The following is a 24769-nucleotide window of genomic DNA, read 5'->3' on the forward strand; positions in this document are numbered from 1 at the left end:
CTTCAGGTATTGATCGGGTTACAGCTTTTCCAGGGCCATGTTCAGCGCCAGCACATTCACCACCGGCGGCCCCACCAACGGGCTTTCGATATGCTCATCGAGCAAGCGCTGCAAGGTCGAGACCGGCACATTCCGCGCCGCCGCCACCCGCGCCAGTTGATAGGCAATCGCTGGTGGTGGCAAGTGTGGATCAAGACCGCTGCCAGAGGTAGTCAGCGACGCCAAAGGTACGGGCCCCTGGCCGGGTACCAGTTGTTTGTTTGCGTCATCGAAGATGCGCGTCGCCAGCGCCGGGTTACTGGGACCAAGGTTGCTGGCACTGCTGGAAACCGTCGCGTAAGCGCCCGCCGATGGGCGTGGGTGGAACCAGCTGTCACCGGTAAAATCCTGGGCGATCAGGCTGGAGCCGCGCACCTTGCCACTGTCATCGCGTACCAGGCTGCCATTGGCCTGGTACGGGAAGGCGACTTGGGCGACGCCAGTCACGACCAGTGGGTAAGCGACGCCGGTGATCAGGGTCATGAGTACCAGCAGGCTCAGGGCCGGGCGGATCATGTTGGACATTTCGGATTCCTCAATTCGGTCATTGCAACCTGTGGGCACCCAGCTGGCACCCACAGGATTCGGGTCAAACCAGGTGCAACGCAGTCAGCAGCATGTCGATCGCCTTGATGCCCACGAATGGCACCAGGATCCCGCCCAACCCGTAGATCAGCAGGTTGCGGCGCAGCAACGCCGCCGCACTCGCCGCTTGCACACGCACACCGCGCAGCGCCAACGGAATCAGCACCACGATGATCAATGCGTTGAACACAATGGCCGAGAGAATCGCGCTCTGTGGGCTCTGCAGGTGCATCACGTTGAGCACGCCCAATTGTGGGTAGATCGAGGCGAACAGCGCCGGCAGGATCGCGAAGTATTTGGCCACGTCGTTGGCAATGGAGAAGGTGGTCAGCGCGCCACGGGTCACCAGCAATTCCTTGCCGATCTGCACCACGTCCAGCAGCTTGGTCGGGTCGCTGTCGAGGTCGACCATGTTGGCGGCCTCGCGGGCGGCCTGGGTGCCGTCATTCATTGCCATGCCGACGTCGGCCTGGGCCAGCGCCGGGGCGTCGTTGGCGCCGTCGCCACACATTGCCACCAAGCGGCCGTCGTTCTGTTCATGACGAATGCGCGCGAGTTTTTTCTCCGGGGTGGCTTCGGCCAGCACGTCGTCGACGCCCGCTTCGGCAGCAATCGCTGCGGCGGTCAGCGGGTTGTCGCCAGTGACCATCACGGTGCGAATGCCCAGCTTGCGCAGCTCGGCGAAACGCTCACGGATGCCGGGCTTGACCACGTCTTTCAGGTGAATCGCACCGAGCAACTTGCCATCAGCACACACCAGCAACGGCGTACCGCCGCTTTGGGCGATCTTGTCGATTTCCCGCGACAGTGCTGGCAGCAAGTCGCGCCGTTGCTGACCGATGAACGCCAGCAGCGAATCCACCGCGCCTTTGCGGAACACACGGCCCTGGTAGTCGACACCGGACAAACGGGTTTCCGCACTGAACGGCACAGCGGTCAGCTCATCCGCAGAGGGCTCGGCCTGCGGATGCAAGGCGCGCAGGTATTCGACGATGGATTTACCTTCCGCCGTGTCATCCGCCAGGGAGGCAAACAACGCGCCTTCTGCCACTTCCTTGCCGCTGACGCCAGGCGCTGCGACCACCGCCGCACACCGACGGTTACCGAAGGTGATGGTGCCAGTCTTGTCCAGCAGCAACACATGCACGTCGCCCGCCGCTTCCACGGCGCGGCCGGACTTGGCGATCACATTGAGGCGCACCAGGCGGTCCATGCCGGCGATGCCGATGGCCGACAGCAAACCACCAATGGTTGTAGGAATCAGCGTAACCAGCAGTGCGACCAGGAACACCAGGGGCAAGCTGCCATTGGCGAAGTGGGCGAAGGGTTGCAGGGTCACCACCACCAACAGGAAGATCAGGGTCAGGCCGATCAGCAGGATATCCAGCGCGACTTCGTTGGGGGTTTTCTGGCGTTTGGCCCCTTCCACCAAGGCGATCATGCGGTCCAGGGTCGACTCACCCGGGTTGGCGGTGATGCGGATCAGCAGCCAGTCCGACACCAGGCGGGTGTTGCCGGTGACGGCCGAACGGTCACCACCGGACTCGCGGATCACCGGTGCGGATTCGCCGGTGATCGCCGCTTCGTTGACCGCCGCGATCCCTTCGATGACTTCGCCGTCACCGGGGATCATTTCCCCGGCGGCAACGCGTACCACATCGCCTTTGCGCAGGCTGGTGGCCGGCACGACCTTGAAGCTGCCGTCGGCCTCTTTGCGACGAGCGCTCAGGCCTTCACTGCCAGCCTTGAGGCTGTCGGCACGGGCCTTGCCACGCCCTTCGGCCAAGGCTTCGGCGAAGTTGGCGAACAGCACGGTGAACCACAGCCAGACCGCGATTTGCACCGCGACATAGGTGGGCACGGCGGTGTCAGGCACGAAGCACAGCACGGTGGTGAGGATGGCCGTCAACTCGACCACCAGCATCACCGGCGAGCGTTGCAGTTGACGCGGATCCAGCTTGACGAACGCCTGGACCAACGCCGGGCGCCACAGGGCGGAGATGGCAGTTTTGGCGGGCTCCTGGGTTTGCACCGGAGCCGCTTTTTTTGCAGGCATATTCATTTTCATATCCCTTTACTAGAAGCCCATGCTCAAGTGTTCAGCAATGGGGCCTAACGCCAGCGTTGGCAGGAAAGTCAGGCCGCCCACCAGCAAAATGGTCACGGTCAACAGGGTCACGAACAGCGGGCCGTGGGTTGGGAAGCTGTTCTGGCCAATCGGTGCGGTCTTCTTCATCGCCAGGCTGCCGGCCAGGGCCAGTACCGGGAGGATGTAGCCAAAGCGACCGATCAACATGCCCAGGCCCAGCATCAGGTTATGAAACGGCGTGTTGGCACTGAAGCCGCCGAACGCCGAGCCGTTGTTGGCACTGGCCGAGGTGTAGGCATAAAGCAACTGGCTGAAACCATGAGGGCCAGGGTTACTGATGGCACCGGCCGGACCTGGCAGGCTCGCGGCAATGGCGCCGAGCACCAGCACGCCAACCGGCATGACCAGCAAGGTCACCACCAGCAATTGCACTTCCTTGGCCTGCAGTTTCTTGCCCAGGTATTCCGGCGTGCGACCAATCATCAGGCCGGCGAGGAACACCGCGATCAGCACGTTGAGCAACATGCCGTACATACCTGCGCCGACGCCGCCAAAGATCACTTCGCCGACCATCATGTTGACCAGCGCAACCATTCCGCTAAGGGGGTTGAGGCTGTCCTGCATGCCGTTGACCGAACCGTTGGACGCCGCCGTCGTGGTCACCGACCACAGCACCGTACCGGTGGTGCCAAAGCGTGCTTCCTTGCCTTCCAGCGGCGCGGTTTGCTCCACAGCGGGATTGTTCAGGGTCGGGTTGGGCTGGTATTCGGCCCACAGCGAGGTCGCGCCACCAATCAGGAACAGAGCCAGCATGCAGCCAAGGATCGCGCGGCTTTGGCGCAGGTCCTTCACGTAGTGGCCGAAGGTGAACACCAGCGCCACCGGGATCAGGATGATTGCCGCCAGCTCGAACAGGTTGGCCCAGGCAGTCGGGTCTTCAAACGGATGCGCCGAGTTGACGCCGAAGAAGCCACCGCCGTTGGTGCCCAATTGCTTGATCGCAATCTGGCTGGCCGCCGGGCCCAGGGGAATCACTTGATCCACACCCTGCATCGTCACCGCATCTACATAGTGAGCGAAGGTTTGCGGTACGCCCTGCCACACCAGGAACAACGCCAGCACCAGGCACAACGGCAGCAGGCCATAGAGGGTGGCGCGGGTCATATCAACCCAGAAGTTACCCAAGGTCTTGGTGGATTTACGACCGATCCCACGGCACAAAGCGACCAGCACTGCCAGACCGGTGGCCGGACTGACGAAGTTCTGCACGGTCAGGCCCGCCATCTGGCTGAGATAACTCAGGGACGCCTCACCGCTGTAGGACTGCCAGTTGGTGTTGGTCATGAAACTGACCGCCGTGTTGAAGGCCAAGGTCCATTCCTGACCTGGCAATTTCTGCGGATTCAGTGGGAGATAGTCCTGGAACAACAGGATCGCGAACAACAGCACAAAGCCTGCGAGGTTGAACGCAAGCAAGGCCAGCATGTATTTCTGCCAGCTTTGTTCTTGATGCTCATCCACGCCGGACAAGCGATAACAGGCACGCTCCACCGGGCCAAATACCGGCGTGAGCCAGGTGCGCTGCCCTTCCATCACCTTGTAATAGAACCGCCCCAGGAATGGGGCCGGCACCAGCACCACCGCAAAGAAGGCAATGATCAGCCAATAGTCATAACTGTGCATGGCCCGCTCCTAGTTCCGATCCGCGCGTAACAGCGCAACCAGCAGATAAATGAACAGCGCCACGGCCAATAGCAGTGACACCCCGTCCAGAACGCTCATGGAAGTCTCTCCGTTTAGCGGCGAGTGCCGCGTGTGGGGCAATTGTCGGCAGGAGTGGTGTAAAGGAACGAGAGCGAGGGTACGGGTGGGGCGTAAAGACGGCGTAAAGAGTAGGTTTATGCGGGGTTTACAGGGAAGATTTGTAGTGGATGGGAAGGCCTCACCGCGGCCAAGCCCGGCTCCCACAGGGGAATGCGGTCAAATGTGGGAGCCGGGCTTGCCCGCGATGACGGCAGTTGCAACACCACCGCACTCAACTGGTGCAAGGCTGCAAAGATTCAAACGCGAAACCATCCCCCACACGACAGTTGCTCCGCTTTACGACAATGATTCTCAGGCTGGCATGCACGCTGCAACACCTTGAATCATTCCAAACCGTTCAGGGAGCAGCACAATGAATACACAACTCAAACCCACCTTGGGCACCCTGCATTTATGGGGCATCGCCGTCGGGCTGGTGATTTCCGGTGAATACTTCGGCTGGAGCTATGGCTGGGGCGTCGCAGGGACCCTGGGCTTTCTGGTCACGTCCTTGATGGTCGCTGCGATGTATACCTGCTTTATCTTCAGTTTCACCGAACTGACGACGGCGATTCCTCACGCAGGAGGGCCTTTTGCCTATAGCCGTCGCGCCTTTGGTGAAAAAGGCGGACTGATCGCGGGACTCGCAACCTTGATCGAATTTGTCTTCGCACCACCTGCGATCGCCTTGGCCATCGGCGCCTATCTTAATGTGCAATTTCCGGCGCTGGACCCGAAACATGCGGCCGTCGGTGCTTATATTGTGTTCATGGGCCTGAACATCCTCGGCGTCAAACTCGCCGCCACCTTTGAACTGGTGGTGTGTGTGCTCGCCGTCGCCGAGTTGCTGGTGTTCATGGGCGTCGTCGCACCTGCGTTCAGCTTCAGCAACTTCGCCCTGAACGGCTGGGCCGGCTCAGACACCTTTGGCGCACCCGCGATTGCCGGAATGTTTGCCGCGATTCCGTTCGCTATCTGGTTCTTCCTCGCCATTGAAGGCGCGGCCATGGCGGCTGAAGAAGCGAAAGATCCGAAGCGCACCATTCCAAAAGCCTACATCAGCGGCATCCTGACCCTGGTGATCCTGGCCATGGGCGTGATGTTCTTCGCGGGCGGCGTGGGCGACTGGCGCACCCTGTCCAACATCAACGATCCCTTGCCACAAGCCATGAAAACCGTGGTGGGTGACAGCTCCGGCTGGCTGCACATGCTGGTGTGGATCGGCCTGTTTGGCCTGGTAGCCAGTTTCCACGGCATCATTCTCGGCTACTCGCGGCAGTTCTTCGCTCTCGCCCGCGCTGGCTACCTGCCGTCTTTCCTCGCCAAACTGTCGCGTTTTCAGACACCGCACCGGGCAATTATCGCCGGGGGCGTGGTCGGCATCGCAGCGATCTATAGCGACGGCCTGATCAACCTGGGCGGCATGACGTTGACCGCAGCGATGATCACCATGGCGGTGTTCGGCGCCATCGTGATGTACATCATGAGCATGCTCAGCCTGTTCAAACTGCGTAAGAGCGAACCGCTGCTGGAGCGTACCTTCCGCGCACCGGGTTACCCCATCGTGCCGGGCATTGCATTGGTACTGGCGGTGGTGTGCCTGGTAGCCATGGCCTGGTTCAACGCGCTGATCGGGCTGATCTTCCTGGGCTTTATGGTGGTGGGGTTTGCCTACTTCCAGATGACTGCGCAAGACCGTGCCGATGCACCGGCAGATGCGATGTTGACCGGGCTCTGATCTACTGAGAGGCAGAACGGGCCTACACTGAACTAGTAAGAAAGCCCGTCACTCAAAGCAGTTATTCCCGTGGGAAAGTTCTCCCACGGCAATCTGCCTCAAGGAGAGCCTTATGCCGTGGTATGCGTGGTTGATTATGGTAGTTGCGATCGGATCGATCGTCGGTGGGTTGATGATGCTGCGAGACAGCGCCAACAAAGTCGAACTCACCGACGAACAGCGCAAGCGCGTGGCCGAGCGCAACGCCCAGGCGGATGCCAAGGACGCGCAGGACCGCTGAACCTTGGGTTACTCCCAAGCCGCCCTGGCAATATGCAACCCGTGCTGCCCCTTATAGGCAGCACGTTCCGGCTGGCTCCAGTCGTTTAGCAACTCATCCTCCAGCTTGTAGATCTCAACCCCCAGCGGACGGCACACCGTCAGCGGATCCTGTGCCTGCGGCCCCCACATCGGCAGCGACAGGTCCCCGCCGGGGCACGTCGACAACGCACACAGCAAATCAATCTCGGCAAAGAATTCCAGGTAATCGCCCTTCTGTGCCGGGCAAGCCTTCATGAAATACATGTCGTCATGATTGAGGCCGGTGCACTGGAAAATATTCAATACGTCATGCACGTCGAACTCGGTCAGACCGTGGGGCAAAACCGCGCGGGTCAGGTTCGAATGGCAGTGGTGGTGGAAGTCTTCGCCGGTCAGCATGCGGTTCACATAGGGATCGCAACGCGTACCTAGCAAGTCGTGCAAGCGCCCGCCATGTTCGTCTATACCGTAGCTGGCCAGGCTATCGTCGGTGATTGTCACCAAAGGCCGCAGAAATGGCAGGTTCGACCATAGCCGGTCATGGGTGCTGACATGGGCGCCCTGCAATTGGCGTGTACGTGCAGCCCACAATCGCTCGCGAGGGTCGTTGGCGTTCCACACATTGAAATCACCTACCTGCGGGCCGACCGGCGTGGTCACACGGAACACGTGCCCGGCCGGCACTTTCCACGCCCTGCCTGTACGGATCGGCACTTCGAACTGCTCGATCAATGTGCGTTGCTGTTTTCGATCACGAATACGCTCGTAAAACGCCGTGTCGACCTGCAGCGCCGAACCTTTACTGACTTGGTACGCGGCCGGATAGTCTTTGTACATGGTGCAGATCCTCAATCAGGGGCGGTTAAACAAGGCCAATGACAGGCGTTCCGAATCATCCAGGTACAGGCTCATCGCCTCCCCTGCCGCCGGTTTATCCTGCTGGACCAATAAGGTGAAAATCTCACGATCGCGCTCTAACCACGGTGATTGAAAACGCTGTTCATCAGGCGCGGCGCAAAACACCAGACGCAGTTGAGCGATGACTTGGGCAAAAAACTCATCGAACAAAGGGCTGCGCATCAACCCGACAATCTGCTGGTGAAACACCAGGCTGTGAGTGGCGACCGCACGCCAGTCCTCGCGCTCACGGGCCAGGGCGGTTGCGTCGATGGCGTTTTGCATGTGTTCGGATTGGGCCGCTGTCAAAGGACCGCTTTGGGCGATGGACTGCAGTTCCAAGGTGCGACGGACTACGAACAAATCACGCACTTCCTCTCGCTCCAGTCGTCGGACCATGACCCCTTTGTTGCGCACATAGCGGGTCAACCCTTCTTGCCCCAAACGGTGCAACGCCTCACGAATGGTGTTGCGTGAAGCGTTATAGGCCTTCACCAGTTCCACTTCGACCAACGGCATGCCGGGCAGTAACCGCCCACCGATGATGTCAGCACGCAACTCCAGGGCGATCTGGTCCGCTAAAGACAAGCTGAGTGTCATGACCACCTCACGATTGTTGAACAATCTTCTGCGTTAGAGGCAATCACGTTTCATGCCAATGTGCATGGATGAAAAAAGGTCCAAGTTGGTTAAGATGCCAGCCTGTAGCCGAGGCCACCCCATGCGTTATTCATCCGACCACAAAGCCCAGACTCACCAACGCATCATCAAAGAAGCCTCCGTCCGCTTTCGTCGCGACGGCATCGGGGCTACTGGTTTACAGCCGCTGATGAAAGCACTGAACCTGACCCATGGTGGGTTCTACGCGCACTTCAAATCCAAGGGTGAGTTGGTGGAGAAGGCGCTGCAATCGGCTGCGGCAGAGCTGGATGCCCATTGCGAAATGCTGTTCAGCCAGGAAAGGCCGCTGGAAGCATTTATTGACAGTTACCTCTCGGAATGGCACCTGACGTCTCCGGACCAAGGCTGCCCGCTGCCGACCATGTCGTCCGAAATGGGCCTGAGGGGCCAGCACAGTCCGACGACGGATGCGGTGCTTAAGGCTCGACTGAATCAGATTGAAGCCGCGCTGGAAAACCCGAATGCCGATCGGCAGAGCCTGGTAATGATGTCGACGCTGGTGGGTGCATTGGTACTGGCTAGAAGTGTCAAAAGCACAGAGTTGGCGACGCGCATCATGGACGTGGTGCGGGAAAACTTGAAGACGCAAGTGCACAATGATGAAAAGGCCGATCAATGACCGGCCTCCTTCCTTGCCTTAATTGATCACGATCCTTTCGCGGTTCTTCTCCAGCAAAGCCTTGCCGATACCTTTTACTTCCAGTAATTCGTCCACCGCGGTGAACGGACCGTTGCTTTCGCGATAAGCGATGATCGCCTTGGCCTTGGCAGCCCCGATGCCGAAGAGATCACGGCGCAGGGTTTCCGCATCGGCGGCGTTCAGGTTGACCTTGGCGGATTGTTCGACCTGACGCGTTTGCGCGGAGAGGGGGGCTGGCGCTTCAGGCTTGATGGACGGCGCTGCGGTAGTGGCTACGGAGATGCTGGTGAGAAAAGCAAAGATAAGGGAGGAAATATAGATGTTTTGCATTGGTGACGCTCCATGACATCGTTAAGAGAAAAGCAGCTTTTCCGAAGCTGCCTTTCTACGTTAGGTCATGTTTGGGGCGAGTCAAAAATGGGAAGATTACTGGGTATTACTCTGCCGACCCTGCAGTCAGTAGAGCCTGCATTTCCAGTTAAGGCCCCAAGCAGGTAGAATCGCGATTACTTACGGAAAAATCAGCTCGAACGCACATGAAGATTGCCCCCTTGTGCGATCGTGGTGATCTTGAAACCTATTACTTCTTGCAGCCGGGCGTGTGAATATCCGGCGCTAGGCACATTAAAAACACCGTCCGTCGGACAGTACACTGACGGCCAAATGCCGCCATGGAACAACCGTTCCCGGGCAGCCTGGTTATCTGCCTTAATCTATATCAAAAATGCCCCAGGCCTGGGTATGTAGTCTGCGCGCTGAATGCCTTATGCCTTCGCACTTTCAGCGCAACGACGAGAGGAGATGTAAACGTACATGGGTATCAAAAGTATGTCGCAGGTGTGTGCAAGAGCCTACGTCCAATGGGATGGACGGATCTTTTATGACGCCCTCCCCGAGCGTGGTGTCTGACACATGTCGATTGTCACGCTCTCGAACCACAAGACATTTACGGCGGAATCCGGAAAAAGCCTTCTGGATTGTGCGAAGTCCCAAGGGACTGTACTCGAGTATAGCTGCCGTAACGGTCGATGCGGCGTATGCAAGGCTAACGTTATCCAGGGCGAAACTGAGCTGGTGCAGCCCGAACTGGCACTGACGGAAGAAGAGCGTTCTTCGGGAACCATCCTGACATGCTGCCGAGCCGCGATCACCGACGTTGAACTGGATATCGAAGACCTTGGGTTATTGGCTGATATTCAGATCAAAACCATGCCTTGTCGCCTCGACACCTTGGAACGCCTTGCAGACGATGTCATACGGGTAGTGCTTAGAACACCGCCCAGAAGTGCGTTGTTCTACCTTCCCGGGCAATACATCGATGTCATTGGAAAGGACGGCGTGCGTCGTAGTTACTCCATCGCCAACGCCATCCGTGAGGATGCCAAGCTCGAACTGCATATTCGCCAGGTCGCCAATGGGGTCATGAGTCAATATTGGTTTGACGAAGCCCAAGCCAACGATCTACTGCGGCTGGAAGGCCCTCTGGGAACGTTCTGCCTGCGCGATGCCCGGACTACGAACCTGGTGTTCATGGCTACCGGAACGGGGATTGCACCTGTCAAGGCCATGCTCGAAGCATTGGCGGCCGCGCCTGAATCAATTAGCAACAAGCGTATCTATGTCTATTGGGGCGGTCGCACGGAGGCAGACCTGTATTGGCACCTCGACTTCCCGACACTGGACCTGATCTACCGGCCCACTCTTTCTCGTGCGAATGCACAGTGGTCAGGTGCAACGGGTTACATCCAACAAGCAGTACTTGCAGAAAACCTTGACCTCGCGGATACCTCGGTCTACGCGTGTGGCTCTGAAGCCATGATTCATACGGCGCGCGCAGTGCTGACACAGGCTGGCCTGCCCCTCAAACATTTCCATTCTGATGCCTTTGTAAGCTCGAATTGAACCGGAGACAGCATGAAAGCAGTTATTTTGGCCGGTGGCCTGGGAACACGGCTCAGCGAAGAAACCAGTTTGCGCCCAAAACCAATGGTGGAAATCGGCGGCAAGCCTATCCTCTGGCACATCATGAAGATGTACTCAGCACACGGCATCAATGACTTCATTATCTGCTGTGGCTACAAGGGATATGTGATCAAGGAGTACTTTGCCAACTACTTCCTCCACATGTCCGACGTCACTTTCAACATGCGCGACAACACCATGAAGGTGCACGACCAACGTGCTGAAGACTGGAACATCACTCTGGTCGATACCGGCGACGAGTCCATGACCGGTGGTCGCCTGCGTCGTGTCGCCGACTACGTCAAGGACGAAGAAGCTTTTTGCTTCACGTATGGTGACGGAGTCAGCGACATCGATATCAGCGCCACCCTGGACTTCCACAAGTCACATGGCAAGGCCGCGACACTTACCGCAACTTATCCGCCTGGTCGTTTCGGTGCCTTGGATATCCAGCAGGGCCAAGTGATGAATTTCAAGGAAAAACCCAAAGGTGATGGCGCACTGATCAACGGCGGTTTTTTCGTGTTGAAGCCTGAAGTACTCCGGTACCTGAAGGACGACAGTACGACTTGGGAACAGGAACCACTGATGAACCTGGCAGCAGAGGGCCAACTGATGGCCTTTGAACACCCGGGGTTCTGGCAACCGATGGACACGCTGCGCGACAAACACTACTTGGAAGAGCTTTGGCAGTCCGGCAAAGCCCCTTGGAAAACCTGGGCTTGAACATGACGTCGACCGTTTCCCCAGCCTTTTGGCGAGGCAAAAAAGTCTTCCTGACCGGCCACACTGGATTCAAGGGCAGTTGGCTGTCTTTATGGCTGACCAGCATGGGCGCACAGGTGAAAGGTTTTTCCCTGGCACCACCGACCCACCCTGCCCTGTTCGTCGAGGCCAAGGTCGCCCAAGGCATGGAGTCGGAGCAAGGCGATATTCGTGATCGCGCGGTAATCGCCCAAAGCATGGTGAGCTTCAACCCCGACGTGCTGATCCATATGGCGGCGCAACCGTTGGTCCGTTTGTCCTACCGCGAACCGGTCGAGACCTACGCTACCAACGTGATGGGCACCCTGCATGTGCTGGAAGCCGCACGCCAATGCCCGAACCTGCGGGCTATCGTCAACGTCACCACCGACAAATGCTACGAAAACCGTGAATGGGAATGGGGCTATCGTGAAGACGAACCCATGGGCGGCCATGACCCGTACAGCAACAGCAAGGGGTGCGTGGAACTGATCACCAGCGCCTACCGCAAATCGTTTTTCAACAACCCGCAAGGTGCCGCGCTGGCGTCCGGCAGGGCCGGCAACGTGATTGGCGGCGGCGATTGGGCAGAGGACCGGCTGATACCTGATATCCTCAGTGCCTTCGAGAAGGGTCAACCCGTCACAATACGCAATCCAAAGTCGACCCGGCCGTGGCAACACGTGCTGGAACCGCTGAGTGGGTACCTTGTGTTGGCTGAACATCTCTGGACCCATGGGCATCGTTTTGCCCAGGGCTGGAACTTCGGCCCCAAGGATGAAGACGCACGCCCAGTGGAGTGGATCCTTGACCACATGGTGCAGGCTTGGGGTACAGACGCCCATTGGCAACTGGATCAGGACGCGCAACCGCATGAGGCCAACTACCTCAAGCTGGATATTTCCAAAGCGCGCGCCCACTTGCACTGGGCACCCAGCTGGAACCTCGAGACCACGCTCGCCCGAATTGTTAACTGGCATCGTGCCTGGTTGAGCGGCAACGACATGCAGGCCCATTGCCTGGAAGAAATCAATGCCTACATGCTCGCCATGCAGGCCGGCAGCAACTAACTCTATTTTTTAGCAGGATTTTTCATGACCCCCGATATGCTCCGCCAGGAAATCAGCAAGCTCGTCGAGCAGTACGCCAACGTTGCATTGGCGAGCAAGCCGTTCGTGGCTGGCGAAACCATTATCCCGCCGTCCGGCAAAGTGATCGGTGCGCGTGAGTTGCAGTTGATGGTCGAAGCCTCCCTGGATGGCTGGCTGACCACTGGCCGTTTCAATGCCGAATTTGAGAAAAAGCTGGCAGAATTCCTCGGTGTCAAATTCCTGCTCTCGGTCAACTCCGGCTCTTCCGCCAACCTGGTTGCTTTCAGCACCCTGACCTCACCCAAACTCGGTGAGCGCGCAATCAAGAAAGGCGATGAAGTGATTGGCGTGGCTGCGGGCTTCCCAACCACGGTCAACCCAATCGTTCAATTTGGCGCGATCCCGGTGTTCGTTGACGTTGACATGGCTACCCACAACATCAACGCTGACCTGATCGAAGCGGCCATCACACCAAAAACCAAGGCAATCATGCTGGCCCACACCCTGGGCAACCCGTTCAACCTGGGCAAGGTCAAGGCGCTGTGCGAAAAGTACAACCTGTGGCTGGTGGAGGACTGCTGTGACGCCCTCGGTGCGACGTATGACGGCAAGCTGGTAGGTACTTTCGGCGACATCGCTACCCTCAGTTTCTACCCTGCACACCACATCACCATGGGTGAAGGTGGCGCAGTGTTTACCAACAACCCGATGCTCAAGGTGATTGCCGAGTCGTTCCGCGACTGGGGTCGCGATTGCTACTGTGCACCCGGTTGCGACAACACCTGCGGCGACCGTTTCGGCCAGCAATATGGCAGCCTGCCTCAAGGTTATGACCACAAGTACGTATACGCGCATTTGGGCTACAACCTGAAAATCACCGACATGCAAGCCGCCTGCGGCCTGGCTCAACTCGAACGTGCCCAAGACTTCATCGATACTCGCAAGCGCAACTTCAAACTGCTCAAGGACCGACTGTCCAGCCTGTCCGAGTTCCTCGAAATCGCCGAAGCAACTCCCAACAGTGACCCATCGTGGTTCGGCTTCCCGGTGACACTCAAGGAAAGCAGTGGCGTCAACCGTGTTGATTTGTTGAAGTACCTTGACCAGCACAAAATCGGTACACGCCTGCTATTTGCAGGCAATTTGACTCGCCAACCGTACTTCCAGAACCTGGAGTACCGTGTAGTGGGTGAACTGACGAATACCGACCGCACCATGAACCAGACTTTCTGGCTCGGCGTACAGCCATCGCTAGGCCAGGAGCATTTTGAGTTTGTCGGTGAGAAGCTGGAAGAATTCTTTGGGATTGGTTTCTAAACAATGAAAGCATCGGATGCGGTTGCGTTGGTTCTTGCTCAGAACAAGGTGTTGTATGGCTACGAGTTGATCGGAGGGATGATCACCCACCTGGTTGACAGCATCAATCAGTTGGGTGAGACCAAGCTAGTCTCGGTCCACCATGAGCAAGGGGCAGCGTTTGCTGCATCCGCGGTTTCTCGCGCGACACACCATGAAGTACTTGGTGTCGCCTTGGGCACAAGCGGCCCTGGCGCAACCAACCTGATTACGGGTATTGCTGACTGCTGGCTTGATAGCCATCCCTGCCTTTTCCTGACGGGCCAGGTGAATACCTACGAACTCAAGGGCGACAGGAATATCCGCCAACAGGGTTTCCAAGAGCTTGATAGCGTGGCGCTGGTCAGCAGCATTACCAAATATGCCTACCAGATCAGGCACGTGGACGAGTTGCTCCCGTGCCTGCAAAAGGCGATCGACACCGCCAGAGAGGGACGCCCTGGCCCGGTGCTGCTGGACATCCCTATGGATATCCAGCGAAGCGAAATTGATGACGCCGTCGTACATGCGCTTTTGGTACCACAGCCGGAGCGGGTCGAGGCTTCCTTACAGGAGCCCGATCTGGAAGTGATCAAAAACGCGCTGGCATCTGCCCAAAATCCGTTGATTCTGTTGGGTGGAGGGGCTGTCAACGCACGCAACTTCACACCGTGGCTCGATCAACTGGAAGCGTCGGGCATACCTTACGTCGCCAGTCTGAAGGGAGCAGAAAAGGTCCCGGCGAGCGCGAACTACCTGGGCATGCTCGGCGCCTACGGAACGCGTACCGCCAACCATGCCGTGCAGAATTGCGATTTCCTGCTGGTGCTGGGTAGCCGCCTGGATGTTCGACAAACCGGTGCCAAACCCGAAGACTTTGCCCGCAAAGCCCAGGTTTTCCAGATCGACCTGATGGAAGGGCAACTGAACAACCGCGTTAAGGCGAATGCCTCCTACGTGATGGAACTGAACACGTTTTTCGCACGATTCCCTCTTTCCAAAGTGCCAGAAAATACGGCATGGGCTACCTGGGCTGCTGATTTGCGAGCTGATTTCGATCAGAGCTTCGTCGATGAGTACACTGATTGGTCGGTAAGCCCTTTCGTCATCTGCTCAACCCTGAGTGCTTTGACCAAAGGGCGTGCTGTCGATTTCGTTGCCGACGTCGGCAACAATCAGATGTGGGCGGCGCATACGTTGCGATTGAGCCAGGGCCAATCCATGCACCATTCCGGCGGTCTCGGCACCATGGGGTTCGCGATCCCGGCGGCCATTGGCGCCTGCAACGCGGGCAACAAGCCTGTCATTGTCATTACGGGGGACGGCGGGGCCCAGCTCAATATCCAGGAACTGGATATCATCGCCCGCGACCAACTGCCCGTCTTGATCATTGTGCTTAACAACCACTCCCTGGGAATGGTCCGCGGGTTCCAGGAAATGTACTTCGAAGGACGCAACTCTTCGACCTACTGGAATGGCTACACCTCACAGTTCAAAGCCATTGGTGAGGCCTACGGCATCAACTCCGCGGTCGTGAGCACCCATGATGAATTTGCGACGCAGGTCAGAATGTTCATTGAATCACCCCGTCCCGCGCTGATCGAACTGATGATGCCTGACGCCCGAGAATGCCGTCCACGGCTAGAATTTGGTCGCTCGATTGATCAGCAGTTGCCTGAAAAAACGCGGACATCACGCTGATGCACATCGCAATATTCGGCGCGAACAGCCAAATTGCCCAAGACCTGACACGTTCACTCGCCGCAGCTCGAACATTCGAGCTGAGCCTGTTTGTGCGGGACAAAAACAAACTCGACATATCGGCATTGATATCCGCAGAACAGCGAAGTATCAAAATCTTTGAGTACGCCGAGTTCGATCGAAACACTCCGTTCGATGCAATCATCAACTTTGTAGGGGTCGGCGACCCCGCAATGGCATCGAGAATGGGATCTGCCATTTTCGACATCACCTATGAGTATGACAAGCTCGCACTCGACTACCTTAAAGCCAATACCAAGTGCCGCTATATATTCCTGAGCAGTGGTGCTGCCTATGGCGGTGATTTCGAAACCCCCGCACAGGCTCAGACCCTCGCCACGTTTGACATAAACAACTTGAAATCAACGGATTGGTACGCTGCCGCAAAGTTTTATGCAGAGGCGAGGCACCGAGCACATCAGGGCCTTAGCATTGTGGATATCCGGGTGTTCAACTACTTCAGTCACACACAAGATTTGAGCGCACGTTATTTTATAACCGACGCGGTCCGCGCCATCAAGGATAACACCGTACTGACGACGTCTCCCGCGAACATGTTTCGTGACTACATAACCCCCCTGGACTTTTACACGCTTATATCAAAAGCATTGACGTTCAACGGCGACCTCAACATAGCTGTCGATTGCTATACCAAAGCCCCAACCGACAAGTTTTCAATACTCGATCATCTTCAGAACAATTTCGGCCTACAATTCACCGTTGAAAAAACCACTCAACACATCAATGCCACCGGTGCCAAACAGCACTATTACTCCGAAAACAGAATGGCATCGACATTGGGCTACGTACCACACTTCAACTCCATTGAAGGATTGACTCATGAAATCGAAAGATGTCAATTCATTAAATGAATTATAGAAAAATATTCAATCATGACTTTCGCAACACTGCAATAAATCAGTTATGGCGATTACTCTCGGGACCTGCCCTGCTCATCCTGGTCCCTCTTTACCTGTCATCCGAAGCCCAAGGATACTGGTACACCTTCATCAGCATGGCCGCACTCGCGGTGTTTGCAGACATGGGGTTTTCTGCCGTGCTGCTATTGTTCGCCTCGCATGAGTTTGCACACCTCAAGTTCAATAATCAGAAAGAACTTTGCGGCGCACCTGAGCACATCAGTCGACTGGCGACATTATTGTCTTTCGCCATGCGCTGGGCCAGCGGTATGGCGCTCGTTGTTTTCCCGGCCGTGCTCTTGATCGGGTATTTCATACTGAATGGCAAGACGTCCGAGATAAACTGGCAACTTCCGTGGCTGGTATACGGTGTGGCATCCGTCATTGTATTCATCAATAGCATTGCACTGTCCTTCATAGAAGGATGCGACAGCGTGGGTGACATTCAGAAAATTCGTTTCCACGTCAGCGTGATCAGTGTATGCGTGACCGTTATCCTGCTGATCAGCGGCGCAGATCTGTATGCTCTGGCCTTTTCATTATTAGCCGGCGCACTGGCAGGCACCTCAATAATCCTTCATCGCTACAAAGCCATGCTGGGACAGCTTTATAAACTGACAAAACTCAACAGCCACCCTTGGTTCAAGGAAATAATGCCGCTCCTGTGGCGTTTCGCATTGAGCTGGATCAGCGGCTATTTTGTACTGTCTATATTCACCCCCCTCTCTTTCAGCTATCACGGGGCCGTACAAGCAGGCCAAGTTGGCTTCTCAATGGCCATTTGCATGGCCATGTTCAGCATCGCCAACATTTGGATAACCATTATCACCCCAAAAATAAATATGTATGCGGCCCATCGTAATACCACTGCGCTCGATCAAGCCTTCAGAAAAGGCGTAGCGCTGGCAATAGCCACTTATGCCGCAGGCATGGTAGCGCTCTTCACCGGCCTCTGGCTGATGGAGGGCCAACCCTTGATAGAGAACCGCCTGCTGCCGACCCTCCCTCTGTTGATGGTCAGCACAGGATGGCTGATGCAGTTGATCGTCAATGCAATGGCGATCTACATGAGGGCTTATAAAAAAGAGCCACTGGTCGTGGTATCGGTCGTCAATGGGCTGTATGTCGCGATCACGACTTTGCTGGCCGCGAAGTACCTTCCGTTCGAATACCTTTTTTCTGGTTTTACAAGTGCGTACGTCTTGGTCTTACCATGGGTTTATTGGATTTTTAGGTCTTTCAAAAGGCGTTCATCATGAGTTTTCAGCCTAATCCTGTATTGTCCATTGCACTGCCTACCTACAATCGAGCGGACTTCCTTGACAGCTCGCTGGCGGCGCACCTGCCGATACTAAGGCGCCATAACATTCAAATTTTCATTTCCGACAATGCCTCGACAGATGAAACCTTCAAGATTGTCGAAAAATGGAAAGCGGAATACCCGCTGCTGCACTACTCGCGCAACCACGAAAATCTGGGCGCGGATTTAAACTTTGAAAAAGCGCTGTCTTTATCAGACACCGCATACACATGGCTACTGGGCGACACCTCACAATTCTGTGCCGACGATCTCGACAAGGTATTGAATCTTTTAAAAACAAACATCCCTTATGACGCCGTATTGGTAAACCTCGTAAACAAGATTGAAACGCCGGAAGCCACCTATCAAGACGCCAATGCATTACTGGAAGATCTCGCAGGGCTCATGAGCTGCATGAGCTGCTTGATCTATAGCAAAGCGCTGATAAATGATGCAGACTTTTCCCGCTATCACAATTCTAACTTCATACAAACAGGCATCCTCTTCGAGTCTATTGCGAACCGCCCCTTTCAAATTCATTGGCTACCCCAGGCATCCGTCACATCCCTTGAAAGCCCACACCTCACGAAAACCAGCTGGGCCCACACAGACAAAATATTCAAGATCGGCCTGACCTGCTGGGTTAACTTTATATTTTCGTTACCCGTCAGCTATTCGCTGAAAGGAAAACTTAAAGCCTGCACCCGTTTTGGCGAAGTATCCGGCGCGTTCACGATCAAAGGCATGCTGTCTCTGAGGGCCAGAGGGTTGTTAAACTACGGCGTCTATAAAGCGTACCGAACGGATCTCAGGCTGTCCGTGGGCTACCCTAGCTGGATCGTCATGGTGATATCAGTCATTCCAAGATCGATGCTCAATAAGGCAGTCAACCTGTACCTCAAACGCGCACGCACTCTACCGGTGGCAGACCACTAGTTTGCTTCCACCTGTTTACACACGCCAACACGAGTAGACCGCGGTGTCCTATTTTTTTAAAAAACTTAAGCAACATCACGTCTTCATCGTCCCCATGGTGATCGGGCAATTTCTGTTTGTATGGCGAGCCTTTATTCACCTCAGAGCGCTCCCCGCACCCGGGAAACGTGCCTATCTGGGTCGTGCGCCCAAGGTCTTTGGCCTGGAACACATCACGCTGGGTAATAATTTCAGAGTAGGTGAAGGGCTCTGGCTGCACGCGGTCTCTCAATATCTCAAGTTCATGTATCAGCCGCAGGTCGACATTGGTGAGAACTTTTCCGCCAGCGACCATTTGCATATAGCGTGCTGCAACAAAATAACGATTGGCCGCAATGTCTTGATGGGCAGCAAGATTCACATCACCGACCACTCCCACGGCGACTATTCGGGGGAAAACCAATCCAGCCCCTACGAAACACCTTTCGAAAGAAAACTGGCCAGCAGCGGCCCCGTGACCATTGGCGATAATGTATGGATCGGGGACAATGTCGTCGTACTGCCGAACACCTCTATCGGCGATGGGGCGATCATCGGCGCCAACAGCGTTGTCGCCAAAGATATCCCCAGCAACGTCATTGCTGTGGGCTGCCCTGCCAGGGTCGTGAAAGTCTGGAGCGATAAAGAGAGCAAATGGTTAAATGTTTAAACGTGACTCAGCATGGGCGGCTCCACACATCAAAGGCATGGCATGACGCGTAAGATTGCAGTAGGTATTGTTGTCTATCACGCAGGTGCTGAGTTATTGCGTAGGCTCGAATTGACGTCGTCGGATGGATTTGAAGTCTACGTATTCGACAACTCACCTGACGTTACCAACGTGCGAGAACTCGCGGAGCTTGACCCGCGCATCCACTATTTTACCTGTGGCAAAAATCTGGGATTGGGCATCGGCATCTCAACAGTGTGTGCCAATGCCTATCAACAGGGCCACTCAGCACTTCTGTTTTTTGATCAGGACACCGGATTCAGCAGCGAAACACTGTCTTACATAGAGAATAACTATGCCGACAACAGCGACGCTTACAGCGAGTTCAGCGCGATCGCCTTCAAAGCCGACGGAAATGCTCGGGTACAGGATGTGCCTTTACTGATCAACAGTGGCAGCCTTTATTTCCTGGACAAACTCAAAGCCCTTGACTGGATGGACTGCAGCTATTTCGTTGACAGTGTGGATTATAAGCTGTGTCTGGACTCGTTAAATAAGGGCTATCGCATTGGCGCCTGTGGTGCCACACCGGGGTTCGACCATGTCACCGAGCAGGCTGATAGTCGCTATCGCATCGCGGGTCGTACGTATTCAATGCGGGCCTATTCAGGTTCCAGAATAAAAGACACTGTTTCGTCGAATCTCAAACTTATTTTTTCTGCGCTCAAGAGCCGCCAGGTTGGCTTCGCGCTCAGAATAACAAGATTACTGACGCTCTATTGCGCCTCTCAGATCCTCGTCAGGGTAATCAATACATTAGGAATTTTTAAACGTGACTGATGAAAAAGGCATGACCGGCGAGCGCTCAGCCATTTTTACCGTGTGCAACCTGGCTTACTTATCAAAGGCGCTGGTGCTGGCCGAGTCATTGGTAAAATTCGACCAGCCGAAACTGAAGATCTATATTTTTGATCGTAAGGTCGAAATGGACCTCCCGACCGACCTGGCAGAGTTCTATTGGGTTGAAGAGATCGGATTGGCTGACGTCCGGCACTACGCCTTCAAATACGACATCGTCGAGTTCAGTACCAGCCTCAAGCCCTGGATCACCTTAAAGCTCCTTGAGCAGCACGATAAGGTGGTGTTCCTGGACCCGGATACCTGTGTGTTCAGCCGCCTCGATGGTTTATGGGGCGAGCTCGACACGCGCGACATCATTCTAACGCCCCACTACGTCACGCCTCATGTTGAAGGTGATATCGGGATGCTGCGCTTTGGCTCCTTCAACCTGGGCTTCTACGCAGTTTCCAATACCTCAGAAGGCATACGGTTTCTTCAGTGGTGGAATGAGCGCTGCCTGGAGCACTGCTATTTCGAAACGCAATTCGGACTTTCGACTGACCAGAAATGGGTCAGTATTGCTCCCTGCTTCTTCCCGACCCTGCACGTATCGTTCAATCTTGGCTACAACGTAGCTTTTTGGAATAGCCATGAGCGAACCCTCTCGCCTGACGGCCAGGGTGGCTATACGGTAAACGGGGAGTTCCCATTGGTTTTCTTCCACTTCAGTTCGTTTGATGAGAAGAACCCGGCACTGTTGAGCAAGCGTGCATTTGCGGGAAGAGAGAAACAACGTGAGGACCTTCAGGAAGTCAGTTTCTACTACAAGGAACGACTCTCCAACTTCTCATCCTTCCCTTCCAGCGCCGCCTATGCATTTGATTACATGAGCGATGGAAAATACATATCGCCTACGCTGAGAAGGGCCTACGCCAGCGTGCTGGATGAGTTACCTGCCGGCCATGACCCTTTTGATGCCAGCGGCCCCGTTTATACTTTTGCCAGGAAGAACTTCTTGTTCGAGGCGGGCGGACAATACAAACCGGCCGGGTTTGGTGATGCGCAAACTCACTCTGGAAAGCTCCAGATCATCAACTCAGTGCTAAAGGGGATTCTTTACGTTGTAGGCCCCAACCGGTTCATGAACATATCGAGACTTTTCGTCTACCTCTCGAGCTTCAGGCTGAACAAGAAGCTCTGGAAGCTCTAATACAAGGCCCCTATTGCGAGCTCTGATGAACGGCAAACAGGTCCATCAGAGCGGCAATGCGCTGATCAGACTTCGCGGTGTCGCTGAATATGCACCCAGTCAACGATCTCACCCTCTGGGGCGTAGCCGCTGACGGTGTCTTTCAACAGCTGCCTGACGAGCGAAAAGTCCCCCTCTTCAACAGCCGCCAACAAGCCTTGCAACCGCCCCTTGAGCACTTCCCAGTCCAAGAGTTCCTCATTGGCTCGCATGATCATCGGATGGCTAGTGGCAGCGACATTGTCGCCAATCAACAACTCTTCATAGAGTTTTTCACCCGGACGCAGCCCACTGAAATTGATCAGGATATCTCCGTGCGGGTTTTTCTCGGAGCGGATACTCAGGCCTGATAGGTGAATCATCTTTTCGGCAAGCTCTACGATTTTCACAGGCTCGCCCATGTCGAGCACGAAGACATCTCCCCCCTGCCCCATCGAACCTGCCTGGATAACCAACTGCGCCGCTTCAGGTATCGTCATGAAATAGCGAGTTATTTTCGGATGGGTCACCGTCAGCGGCCCACCCGCCTGGATCTGCTTATGGAACAACGGGATAACCGAACCTGACGAGCCCAGCACGTTACCAAATCGAACCATGGTGAAACGAGTTTTGTTGACCCGCGAGATATTTGACGCATCACCAAACAATCTCGGTGCCAACTCCTTGCTCAAGGCTTGCAATACAAGCTCCGCCAACCGCTTGGTGCTGCCCATCACGTTGGTTGGCCGCACAGCCTTGTCGGTCGAAATGAGCACAAAGTTCTCGACACCTGCCTGCAGTGCAGCCTGCGCGGTATTAAGGGTGCCGATCACATTATTAAGAATACCCTCGGCAATATTGTGCTCCACCATGGGTACGTGCTTGTAGGCTGCTGCATGGTAGACCGTATCGACTGACCAGGTATTCATAACCTCCAACAGTTTGCCTGGATGCCGCACCGAACCCAGGATCGGCAGCAGCGTTACCTTCAACGACTCTGATTCAACACGCTGTTCAAGTTCGGACAGGATGCAATAAAGGTTGTACTCACTATGATCGAACAACAATAGGCTGGTGGGTTCCAGCGAGAGGATCTGACGACAAAGTTCCGATCCAATCGAACCGCCCGCACCGGAAACCAGCACCACACGGTGCTTGATGCATCGCTCCAGCAACTCAGGCTGCGCAGGTACGGGATCTCTACCGAGCAGGTCGGCAATGTCCACTTCCTGGATATCATCGACTTTGACTCGACCACTGGCCAGGTCCATGAATCCGGGAACACTGCGCACATGCAACGGGTATCCTTCCAGATAACCCAGTATTTCTCTACGTCGAGATCGTGTGGATGACGGTATTGCCAGCAGCAGCTCTTCAGCACCGGTCTCATCGATCATCTGCTGGATGCGCTTGGGCTTGTAGACCTTCAGCCCTGAGATGATGCGATCCGAGATGCCGCTGTCGTCATCGATAAAAGCTACCGGACGCATCACCCGGCCCATGCGCAAGGCCGCTACCAATTGATTGCCCGCCGCCCCGGCCCCGTAGATAGCCACTTTGATAAGGCCATCATCACGACTGGTGAAAGGCACATGCTGCGCAGCGGTAAACCAGTCCCCCTGAAAGTATTGACGCATCGCCAAGCGCAAGCCGCCAATGATGACCATGCTCAGCCACCAATAGTTGAATACGATTGAACGGGGCACCACCGTCTGATGATTGCTGTACAAATACACCACCAGAGCCAGTAACAATGCGGAGAGGCTGACGGCCTTGATGATTGCAATCAGCGCATCATTGCCGAAATAACGCATCACTGCCCGGTACATGCCAAAGTGGATAAAAAGCGGGATGGCAATCACTGGCGCACTGAGAAACAGCCACAAATGAACTACGAAGGGGTTGTTGAGGTCATCAAACCCCAGGCGCACAACAAATGCCAACCACAACGCCGTCCATACCAGAACGATGTCGGTCGCCACTTGCAAGAAACGTTTATGCCTGCGCGGCAAGCCCACCAATCGGGTACGTAAACTATCCATAAACCCTTTTATACCTCAGTCCCTAGCACTGCCAGCAAAAAAATGGCAGCCCTGTGAGTGTGCAACAAACCCTTGAAGCTCCAGCGCCCATCAATTATCACGCCTTTTCAAGCTCACCCGCATGAAACTTAATAGCGAGCAATACCAATGGAATATAGGCCACCAGCAAGCCCAGAACGCCGTCAAACCCTAGGCCGACAAAGAGCGCGATGGGCAACAACCACAACAGATTGATAGCCATCACCGTCAGCGTAACCGGCAAATGGCGCCCCGCCAGGCGTGATGCATATTGATAGGCATGACTGCGATGCGCTTCATACACCTTGTCTCCGCGCAACAGGCGTCGCCCCAGGGTGAAGGTCGCATCAACGATGAATACACCCAGCAAAATCAACCAGACCCAAAGCATCTCAGGTGCCGCCCACGCAGCCTGAAGCGACAGGATGCCGATCACTACCCCCAGGAAGCCACTCCCGGCATCGCCCATGAAAATGCGGGCAGGAGGGAAGTTCCAGTATAAAAACCCAAGTACCGCGACCGCTAACAGCATCGGTGCAATCATGAGGTTTTCATGACCCGTCAGCCAGTACACCAGGCACGCGCCAGCACAAGCGCAGACGGCCTCAATGCTGGCAATGCCATCAATACCGTCCATGAAGTTGTACAAATTCAGCATCCAGACCAGATAAAAGGCTGCCAGTACGTGACCCAACCAGCCAAGGTCCAACTCAACGCCGACGAGGCTGATCGTGGGTAACCCTCCCACCCAGAACAACGCCCAGATAGCTGCGCCAAAGTGGGCCAATAGACGCCAGCGTGCTGCGATATGGCCATGATCGTCGAGAAAACCAACGATCGCGATCAACGCCCCAGCCCCCAATAATGGCAATGCGGCACTCCAACTGACCCAACCAGCAAACGCCACCAGCACCAACGTCACCAGGTACGTCAGTACGATTGCGACACCACCACCTCGTGGCGTCGGTACAGAGTGCGAACTGCGGCCATTGGGAATGTCCATCAAACTACGCGACAAGGCATAACGGCGTAGGACCCAAGTCAATAGAAGCGATGCTGAAAGCACCGCGGAAAACACCAACCAAATGGTCATGTAGGAAACAGTTCCTGAAACAGATGCGGGCAAAAGGGT

General features: G+C 55.7%; 23 protein-coding genes. 14 read left to right on the plus strand and 9 right to left on the minus strand.

Translation table 11 applies throughout. The features are described from left to right. Positions 1 to 18 precede the first annotated feature (18 nt). From kdpC to kdpF, 4 genes are all read right to left on the minus strand, one after another. Positions 19 to 564 (minus strand): potassium-transporting ATPase subunit KdpC, encoded by a 546-nt coding sequence (kdpC, locus tag WH299_RS08960; protein ID WP_339550085.1) that lies wholly within the window; start codon positions 562 to 564, stop codon positions 19 to 21. Positions 565 to 628: 64 nt separating this feature from the next. Beyond that, positions 629 to 2686 carry a potassium-transporting ATPase subunit KdpB gene (gene kdpB / locus WH299_RS08965; RefSeq protein ID WP_204937089.1) on the minus strand — a complete coding sequence of 686 codons (2058 nt, stop codon included), beginning with the start codon at positions 2684 to 2686 and terminating at the stop codon, positions 629 to 631. Between the two features lie 15 nt (positions 2687 to 2701). Then, positions 2702 to 4396 carry a potassium-transporting ATPase subunit KdpA gene (kdpA, locus tag WH299_RS08970; RefSeq protein WP_122725114.1) on the minus strand — a complete coding sequence of 565 codons (1695 nt, stop codon included), beginning with the start codon at positions 4394 to 4396 and terminating at the stop codon, positions 2702 to 2704. Positions 4397 to 4405: 9 nt separating this feature from the next. Next, complete coding sequence (gene kdpF, locus WH299_RS08975; protein WP_003218754.1) at positions 4406 to 4495, minus strand: K(+)-transporting ATPase subunit F; 90 nt, start codon at positions 4493 to 4495, stop codon at positions 4406 to 4408. Positions 4496 to 4889: 394 nt separating this feature from the next. On the opposite strand from kdpF, the gene eat reads away from it, so the two are divergent. Together eat and WH299_RS08985 are read left to right on the plus strand one after the other, a co-directional pair. Beyond that, positions 4890 to 6254, plus strand: a complete 1365-nt coding sequence (gene eat / locus WH299_RS08980; RefSeq protein ID WP_016975347.1) for an ethanolamine permease — start codon at positions 4890 to 4892, stop codon at positions 6252 to 6254. Positions 6255 to 6366: 112 nt separating this feature from the next. Continuing rightward, a complete protein-coding gene (locus WH299_RS08985; RefSeq protein WP_003172675.1) occupies positions 6367 to 6534 on the plus strand; it encodes a DUF2897 family protein in 168 nt (55 codons plus the stop codon). An 8-nt stretch (positions 6535 to 6542) separates the two neighbouring features. On the opposite strand, the gene WH299_RS08990 is transcribed toward WH299_RS08985, so the two are convergent. Beyond that, on the minus strand, positions 6543 to 7391 hold the full coding sequence (locus WH299_RS08990; protein WP_339550086.1) for an urea carboxylase-associated family protein: 849 nt from the start codon (positions 7389 to 7391) through the stop codon (positions 6543 to 6545). Positions 7392 to 7406: 15 nt separating this feature from the next. After that, on the minus strand, positions 7407 to 8051 hold the full coding sequence (locus tag WH299_RS08995) for a GntR family transcriptional regulator (RefSeq protein ID WP_339550087.1): 645 nt from the start codon (positions 8049 to 8051) through the stop codon (positions 7407 to 7409). 121 nt (positions 8052 to 8172) lie between these two features. Here WH299_RS08995 and WH299_RS09000 point away from each other — a divergent pair, with 121 nt between their 5' ends. Next, entirely contained in the window at positions 8173 to 8751 is a 579-nt protein-coding gene (locus WH299_RS09000; protein WP_339550088.1) for a TetR/AcrR family transcriptional regulator, read from the plus strand. 18 nt (positions 8752 to 8769) lie between these two features. Here WH299_RS09000 and WH299_RS09005 read toward each other — a convergent pair whose 3' ends face one another. Continuing rightward, complete coding sequence (locus WH299_RS09005; protein ID WP_122725108.1) at positions 8770 to 9102, minus strand: ComEA family DNA-binding protein; 333 nt, start codon at positions 9100 to 9102, stop codon at positions 8770 to 8772. A gap of 582 nt (positions 9103 to 9684) precedes the next feature. On the opposite strand from WH299_RS09005, the gene WH299_RS09010 reads away from it, so the two are divergent. From WH299_RS09010 to WH299_RS09060, 11 genes are read left to right on the plus strand one after another with little or no spacing between them, the layout of a single operon-like run. Continuing rightward, positions 9685 to 10674, plus strand: a complete 990-nt coding sequence (locus tag WH299_RS09010; protein WP_339550090.1) for an FAD-binding oxidoreductase — start codon at positions 9685 to 9687, stop codon at positions 10672 to 10674. 12 nt (positions 10675 to 10686) lie between these two features. After that, positions 10687 to 11460 carry a glucose-1-phosphate cytidylyltransferase gene (rfbF, locus tag WH299_RS09015; protein ID WP_122725103.1) on the plus strand — a complete coding sequence of 258 codons (774 nt, stop codon included), beginning with the start codon at positions 10687 to 10689 and terminating at the stop codon, positions 11458 to 11460. A gap of 2 nt (positions 11461 to 11462) precedes the next feature. After that, entirely contained in the window at positions 11463 to 12548 is a 1086-nt protein-coding gene (gene rfbG / locus WH299_RS09020; RefSeq protein WP_122725493.1) for a CDP-glucose 4,6-dehydratase, read from the plus strand. Between the two features lie 24 nt (positions 12549 to 12572). Then, a complete protein-coding gene (gene rfbH, locus WH299_RS09025; protein ID WP_028619489.1) occupies positions 12573 to 13886 on the plus strand; it encodes a lipopolysaccharide biosynthesis protein RfbH in 1314 nt (437 codons plus the stop codon). Between the two features lie 3 nt (positions 13887 to 13889). Then, the gene (locus tag WH299_RS09030; protein ID WP_339550091.1) at positions 13890 to 15605 is read left to right on the plus strand and encodes a thiamine pyrophosphate-binding protein; all 1716 of its coding nucleotides are present in this window, start codon (positions 13890 to 13892) and stop codon (positions 15603 to 15605) included. Continuing rightward, positions 15605 to 16537 (plus strand): NAD-dependent epimerase/dehydratase family protein, encoded by a 933-nt coding sequence (locus WH299_RS09035; protein WP_122725099.1) that lies wholly within the window; start codon positions 15605 to 15607, stop codon positions 16535 to 16537. Before WH299_RS09030 ends, WH299_RS09035 begins: the two co-directional genes overlap by 1 nt. After that, positions 16534 to 17844, plus strand: coding sequence for a hypothetical protein (locus WH299_RS09040; protein WP_123476249.1), 1311 nt, complete (start codon positions 16534 to 16536; stop codon positions 17842 to 17844). The genes WH299_RS09035 and WH299_RS09040 overlap by 4 nt, the downstream gene beginning before the upstream one ends. Next, entirely contained in the window at positions 17841 to 18821 is a 981-nt protein-coding gene (locus WH299_RS09045) for a glycosyltransferase family 2 protein (RefSeq protein ID WP_339550092.1), read from the plus strand. The genes WH299_RS09040 and WH299_RS09045 overlap by 4 nt, the downstream gene beginning before the upstream one ends. 43 nt (positions 18822 to 18864) lie before the next feature. Next, positions 18865 to 19509: a DapH/DapD/GlmU-related protein gene (locus WH299_RS09050; protein ID WP_122725093.1), complete on the plus strand. Its 645-nt coding sequence runs from the start codon at positions 18865 to 18867 to the stop codon at positions 19507 to 19509. Between the two features lie 42 nt (positions 19510 to 19551). Next, positions 19552 to 20349, plus strand: coding sequence for a glycosyltransferase (locus WH299_RS09055; RefSeq protein ID WP_122725091.1), 798 nt, complete (start codon positions 19552 to 19554; stop codon positions 20347 to 20349). Next, the gene (locus WH299_RS09060) at positions 20342 to 21559 is read left to right on the plus strand and encodes a hypothetical protein (protein WP_123476250.1); all 1218 of its coding nucleotides are present in this window, start codon (positions 20342 to 20344) and stop codon (positions 21557 to 21559) included. The genes WH299_RS09055 and WH299_RS09060 overlap by 8 nt, the downstream gene beginning before the upstream one ends. A 65-nt stretch (positions 21560 to 21624) precedes the next feature. On the opposite strand, the gene WH299_RS09065 is transcribed toward WH299_RS09060, so the two are convergent. Further along, the gene (locus tag WH299_RS09065; RefSeq protein WP_123476252.1) at positions 21625 to 23619 is read right to left on the minus strand and encodes a polysaccharide biosynthesis protein; all 1995 of its coding nucleotides are present in this window, start codon (positions 23617 to 23619) and stop codon (positions 21625 to 21627) included. A 97-nt stretch (positions 23620 to 23716) separates the two neighbouring features. Continuing rightward, positions 23717 to 24730 (minus strand): MraY family glycosyltransferase, encoded by a 1014-nt coding sequence (locus tag WH299_RS09070; protein ID WP_339550093.1) that lies wholly within the window; start codon positions 24728 to 24730, stop codon positions 23717 to 23719. Between the last annotated feature and the right edge of the window lie 39 nt (positions 24731 to 24769).

This window comes from Pseudomonas sp. MYb541, from assembly GCF_037479595.1.
In the GTDB taxonomy this organism is placed as follows: Bacteria; Pseudomonadota; Gammaproteobacteria; order Pseudomonadales; family Pseudomonadaceae; genus Aquipseudomonas; species Aquipseudomonas canadensis.

Bases quoted from the DNA above. Each gene is read 5' to 3' on its own strand.
- WH299_RS09010 (WP_339550090.1), top strand. From the start codon at position 9,685: ATGTCGATTGTCACGCTCTCGAACCACAAGACATTTACGGCGGAATCC.
- WH299_RS09035 (WP_122725099.1), top strand. From the start codon at position 15,605: ATGCACATCGCAATATTCGGCGCGAACAGCCAAATTGCCCAAGACCTG.
- WH299_RS09005 (WP_122725108.1), bottom strand. From the start codon at position 9,102: ATGCAAAACATCTATATTTCCTCCCTTATCTTTGCTTTTCTCACCAGC.
- kdpB (WP_204937089.1), bottom strand. From the start codon at position 2,686: ATGAATATGCCTGCAAAAAAAGCGGCTCCGGTGCAAACCCAGGAGCCC.
- WH299_RS09000 (WP_339550088.1), top strand. From the start codon at position 8,173: ATGCGTTATTCATCCGACCACAAAGCCCAGACTCACCAACGCATCATC.
- WH299_RS08995 (WP_339550087.1), bottom strand. From the start codon at position 8,051: ATGACACTCAGCTTGTCTTTAGCGGACCAGATCGCCCTGGAGTTGCGT.
- WH299_RS09055 (WP_122725091.1), top strand. From the start codon at position 19,552: ATGACGCGTAAGATTGCAGTAGGTATTGTTGTCTATCACGCAGGTGCT.
- WH299_RS08985 (WP_003172675.1), top strand. From the start codon at position 6,367: ATGCCGTGGTATGCGTGGTTGATTATGGTAGTTGCGATCGGATCGATC.
- WH299_RS09065 (WP_123476252.1), bottom strand. From the start codon at position 23,619: ATGGATAGTTTACGTACCCGATTGGTGGGCTTGCCGCGCAGGCATAAA.
- kdpC (WP_339550085.1), bottom strand. From the start codon at position 564: ATGTCCAACATGATCCGCCCGGCCCTGAGCCTGCTGGTACTCATGACC.
- WH299_RS09070 (WP_339550093.1), bottom strand. From the start codon at position 24,730: ATGACCATTTGGTTGGTGTTTTCCGCGGTGCTTTCAGCATCGCTTCTA.
- WH299_RS09045 (WP_339550092.1), top strand. From the start codon at position 17,841: ATGAGTTTTCAGCCTAATCCTGTATTGTCCATTGCACTGCCTACCTAC.
- rfbH (WP_028619489.1), top strand. From the start codon at position 12,573: ATGACCCCCGATATGCTCCGCCAGGAAATCAGCAAGCTCGTCGAGCAG.
- rfbG (WP_122725493.1), top strand. From the start codon at position 11,463: ATGACGTCGACCGTTTCCCCAGCCTTTTGGCGAGGCAAAAAAGTCTTC.
- eat (WP_016975347.1), top strand. From the start codon at position 4,890: ATGAATACACAACTCAAACCCACCTTGGGCACCCTGCATTTATGGGGC.
- WH299_RS09040 (WP_123476249.1), top strand. From the start codon at position 16,534: ATGAATTATAGAAAAATATTCAATCATGACTTTCGCAACACTGCAATA.
- WH299_RS09030 (WP_339550091.1), top strand. From the start codon at position 13,890: ATGAAAGCATCGGATGCGGTTGCGTTGGTTCTTGCTCAGAACAAGGTG.
- WH299_RS08990 (WP_339550086.1), bottom strand. From the start codon at position 7,391: ATGTACAAAGACTATCCGGCCGCGTACCAAGTCAGTAAAGGTTCGGCG.
- kdpA (WP_122725114.1), bottom strand. From the start codon at position 4,396: ATGCACAGTTATGACTATTGGCTGATCATTGCCTTCTTTGCGGTGGTG.
- kdpF (WP_003218754.1), bottom strand. From the start codon at position 4,495: ATGAGCGTTCTGGACGGGGTGTCACTGCTATTGGCCGTGGCGCTGTTC.
- rfbF (WP_122725103.1), top strand. From the start codon at position 10,687: ATGAAAGCAGTTATTTTGGCCGGTGGCCTGGGAACACGGCTCAGCGAA.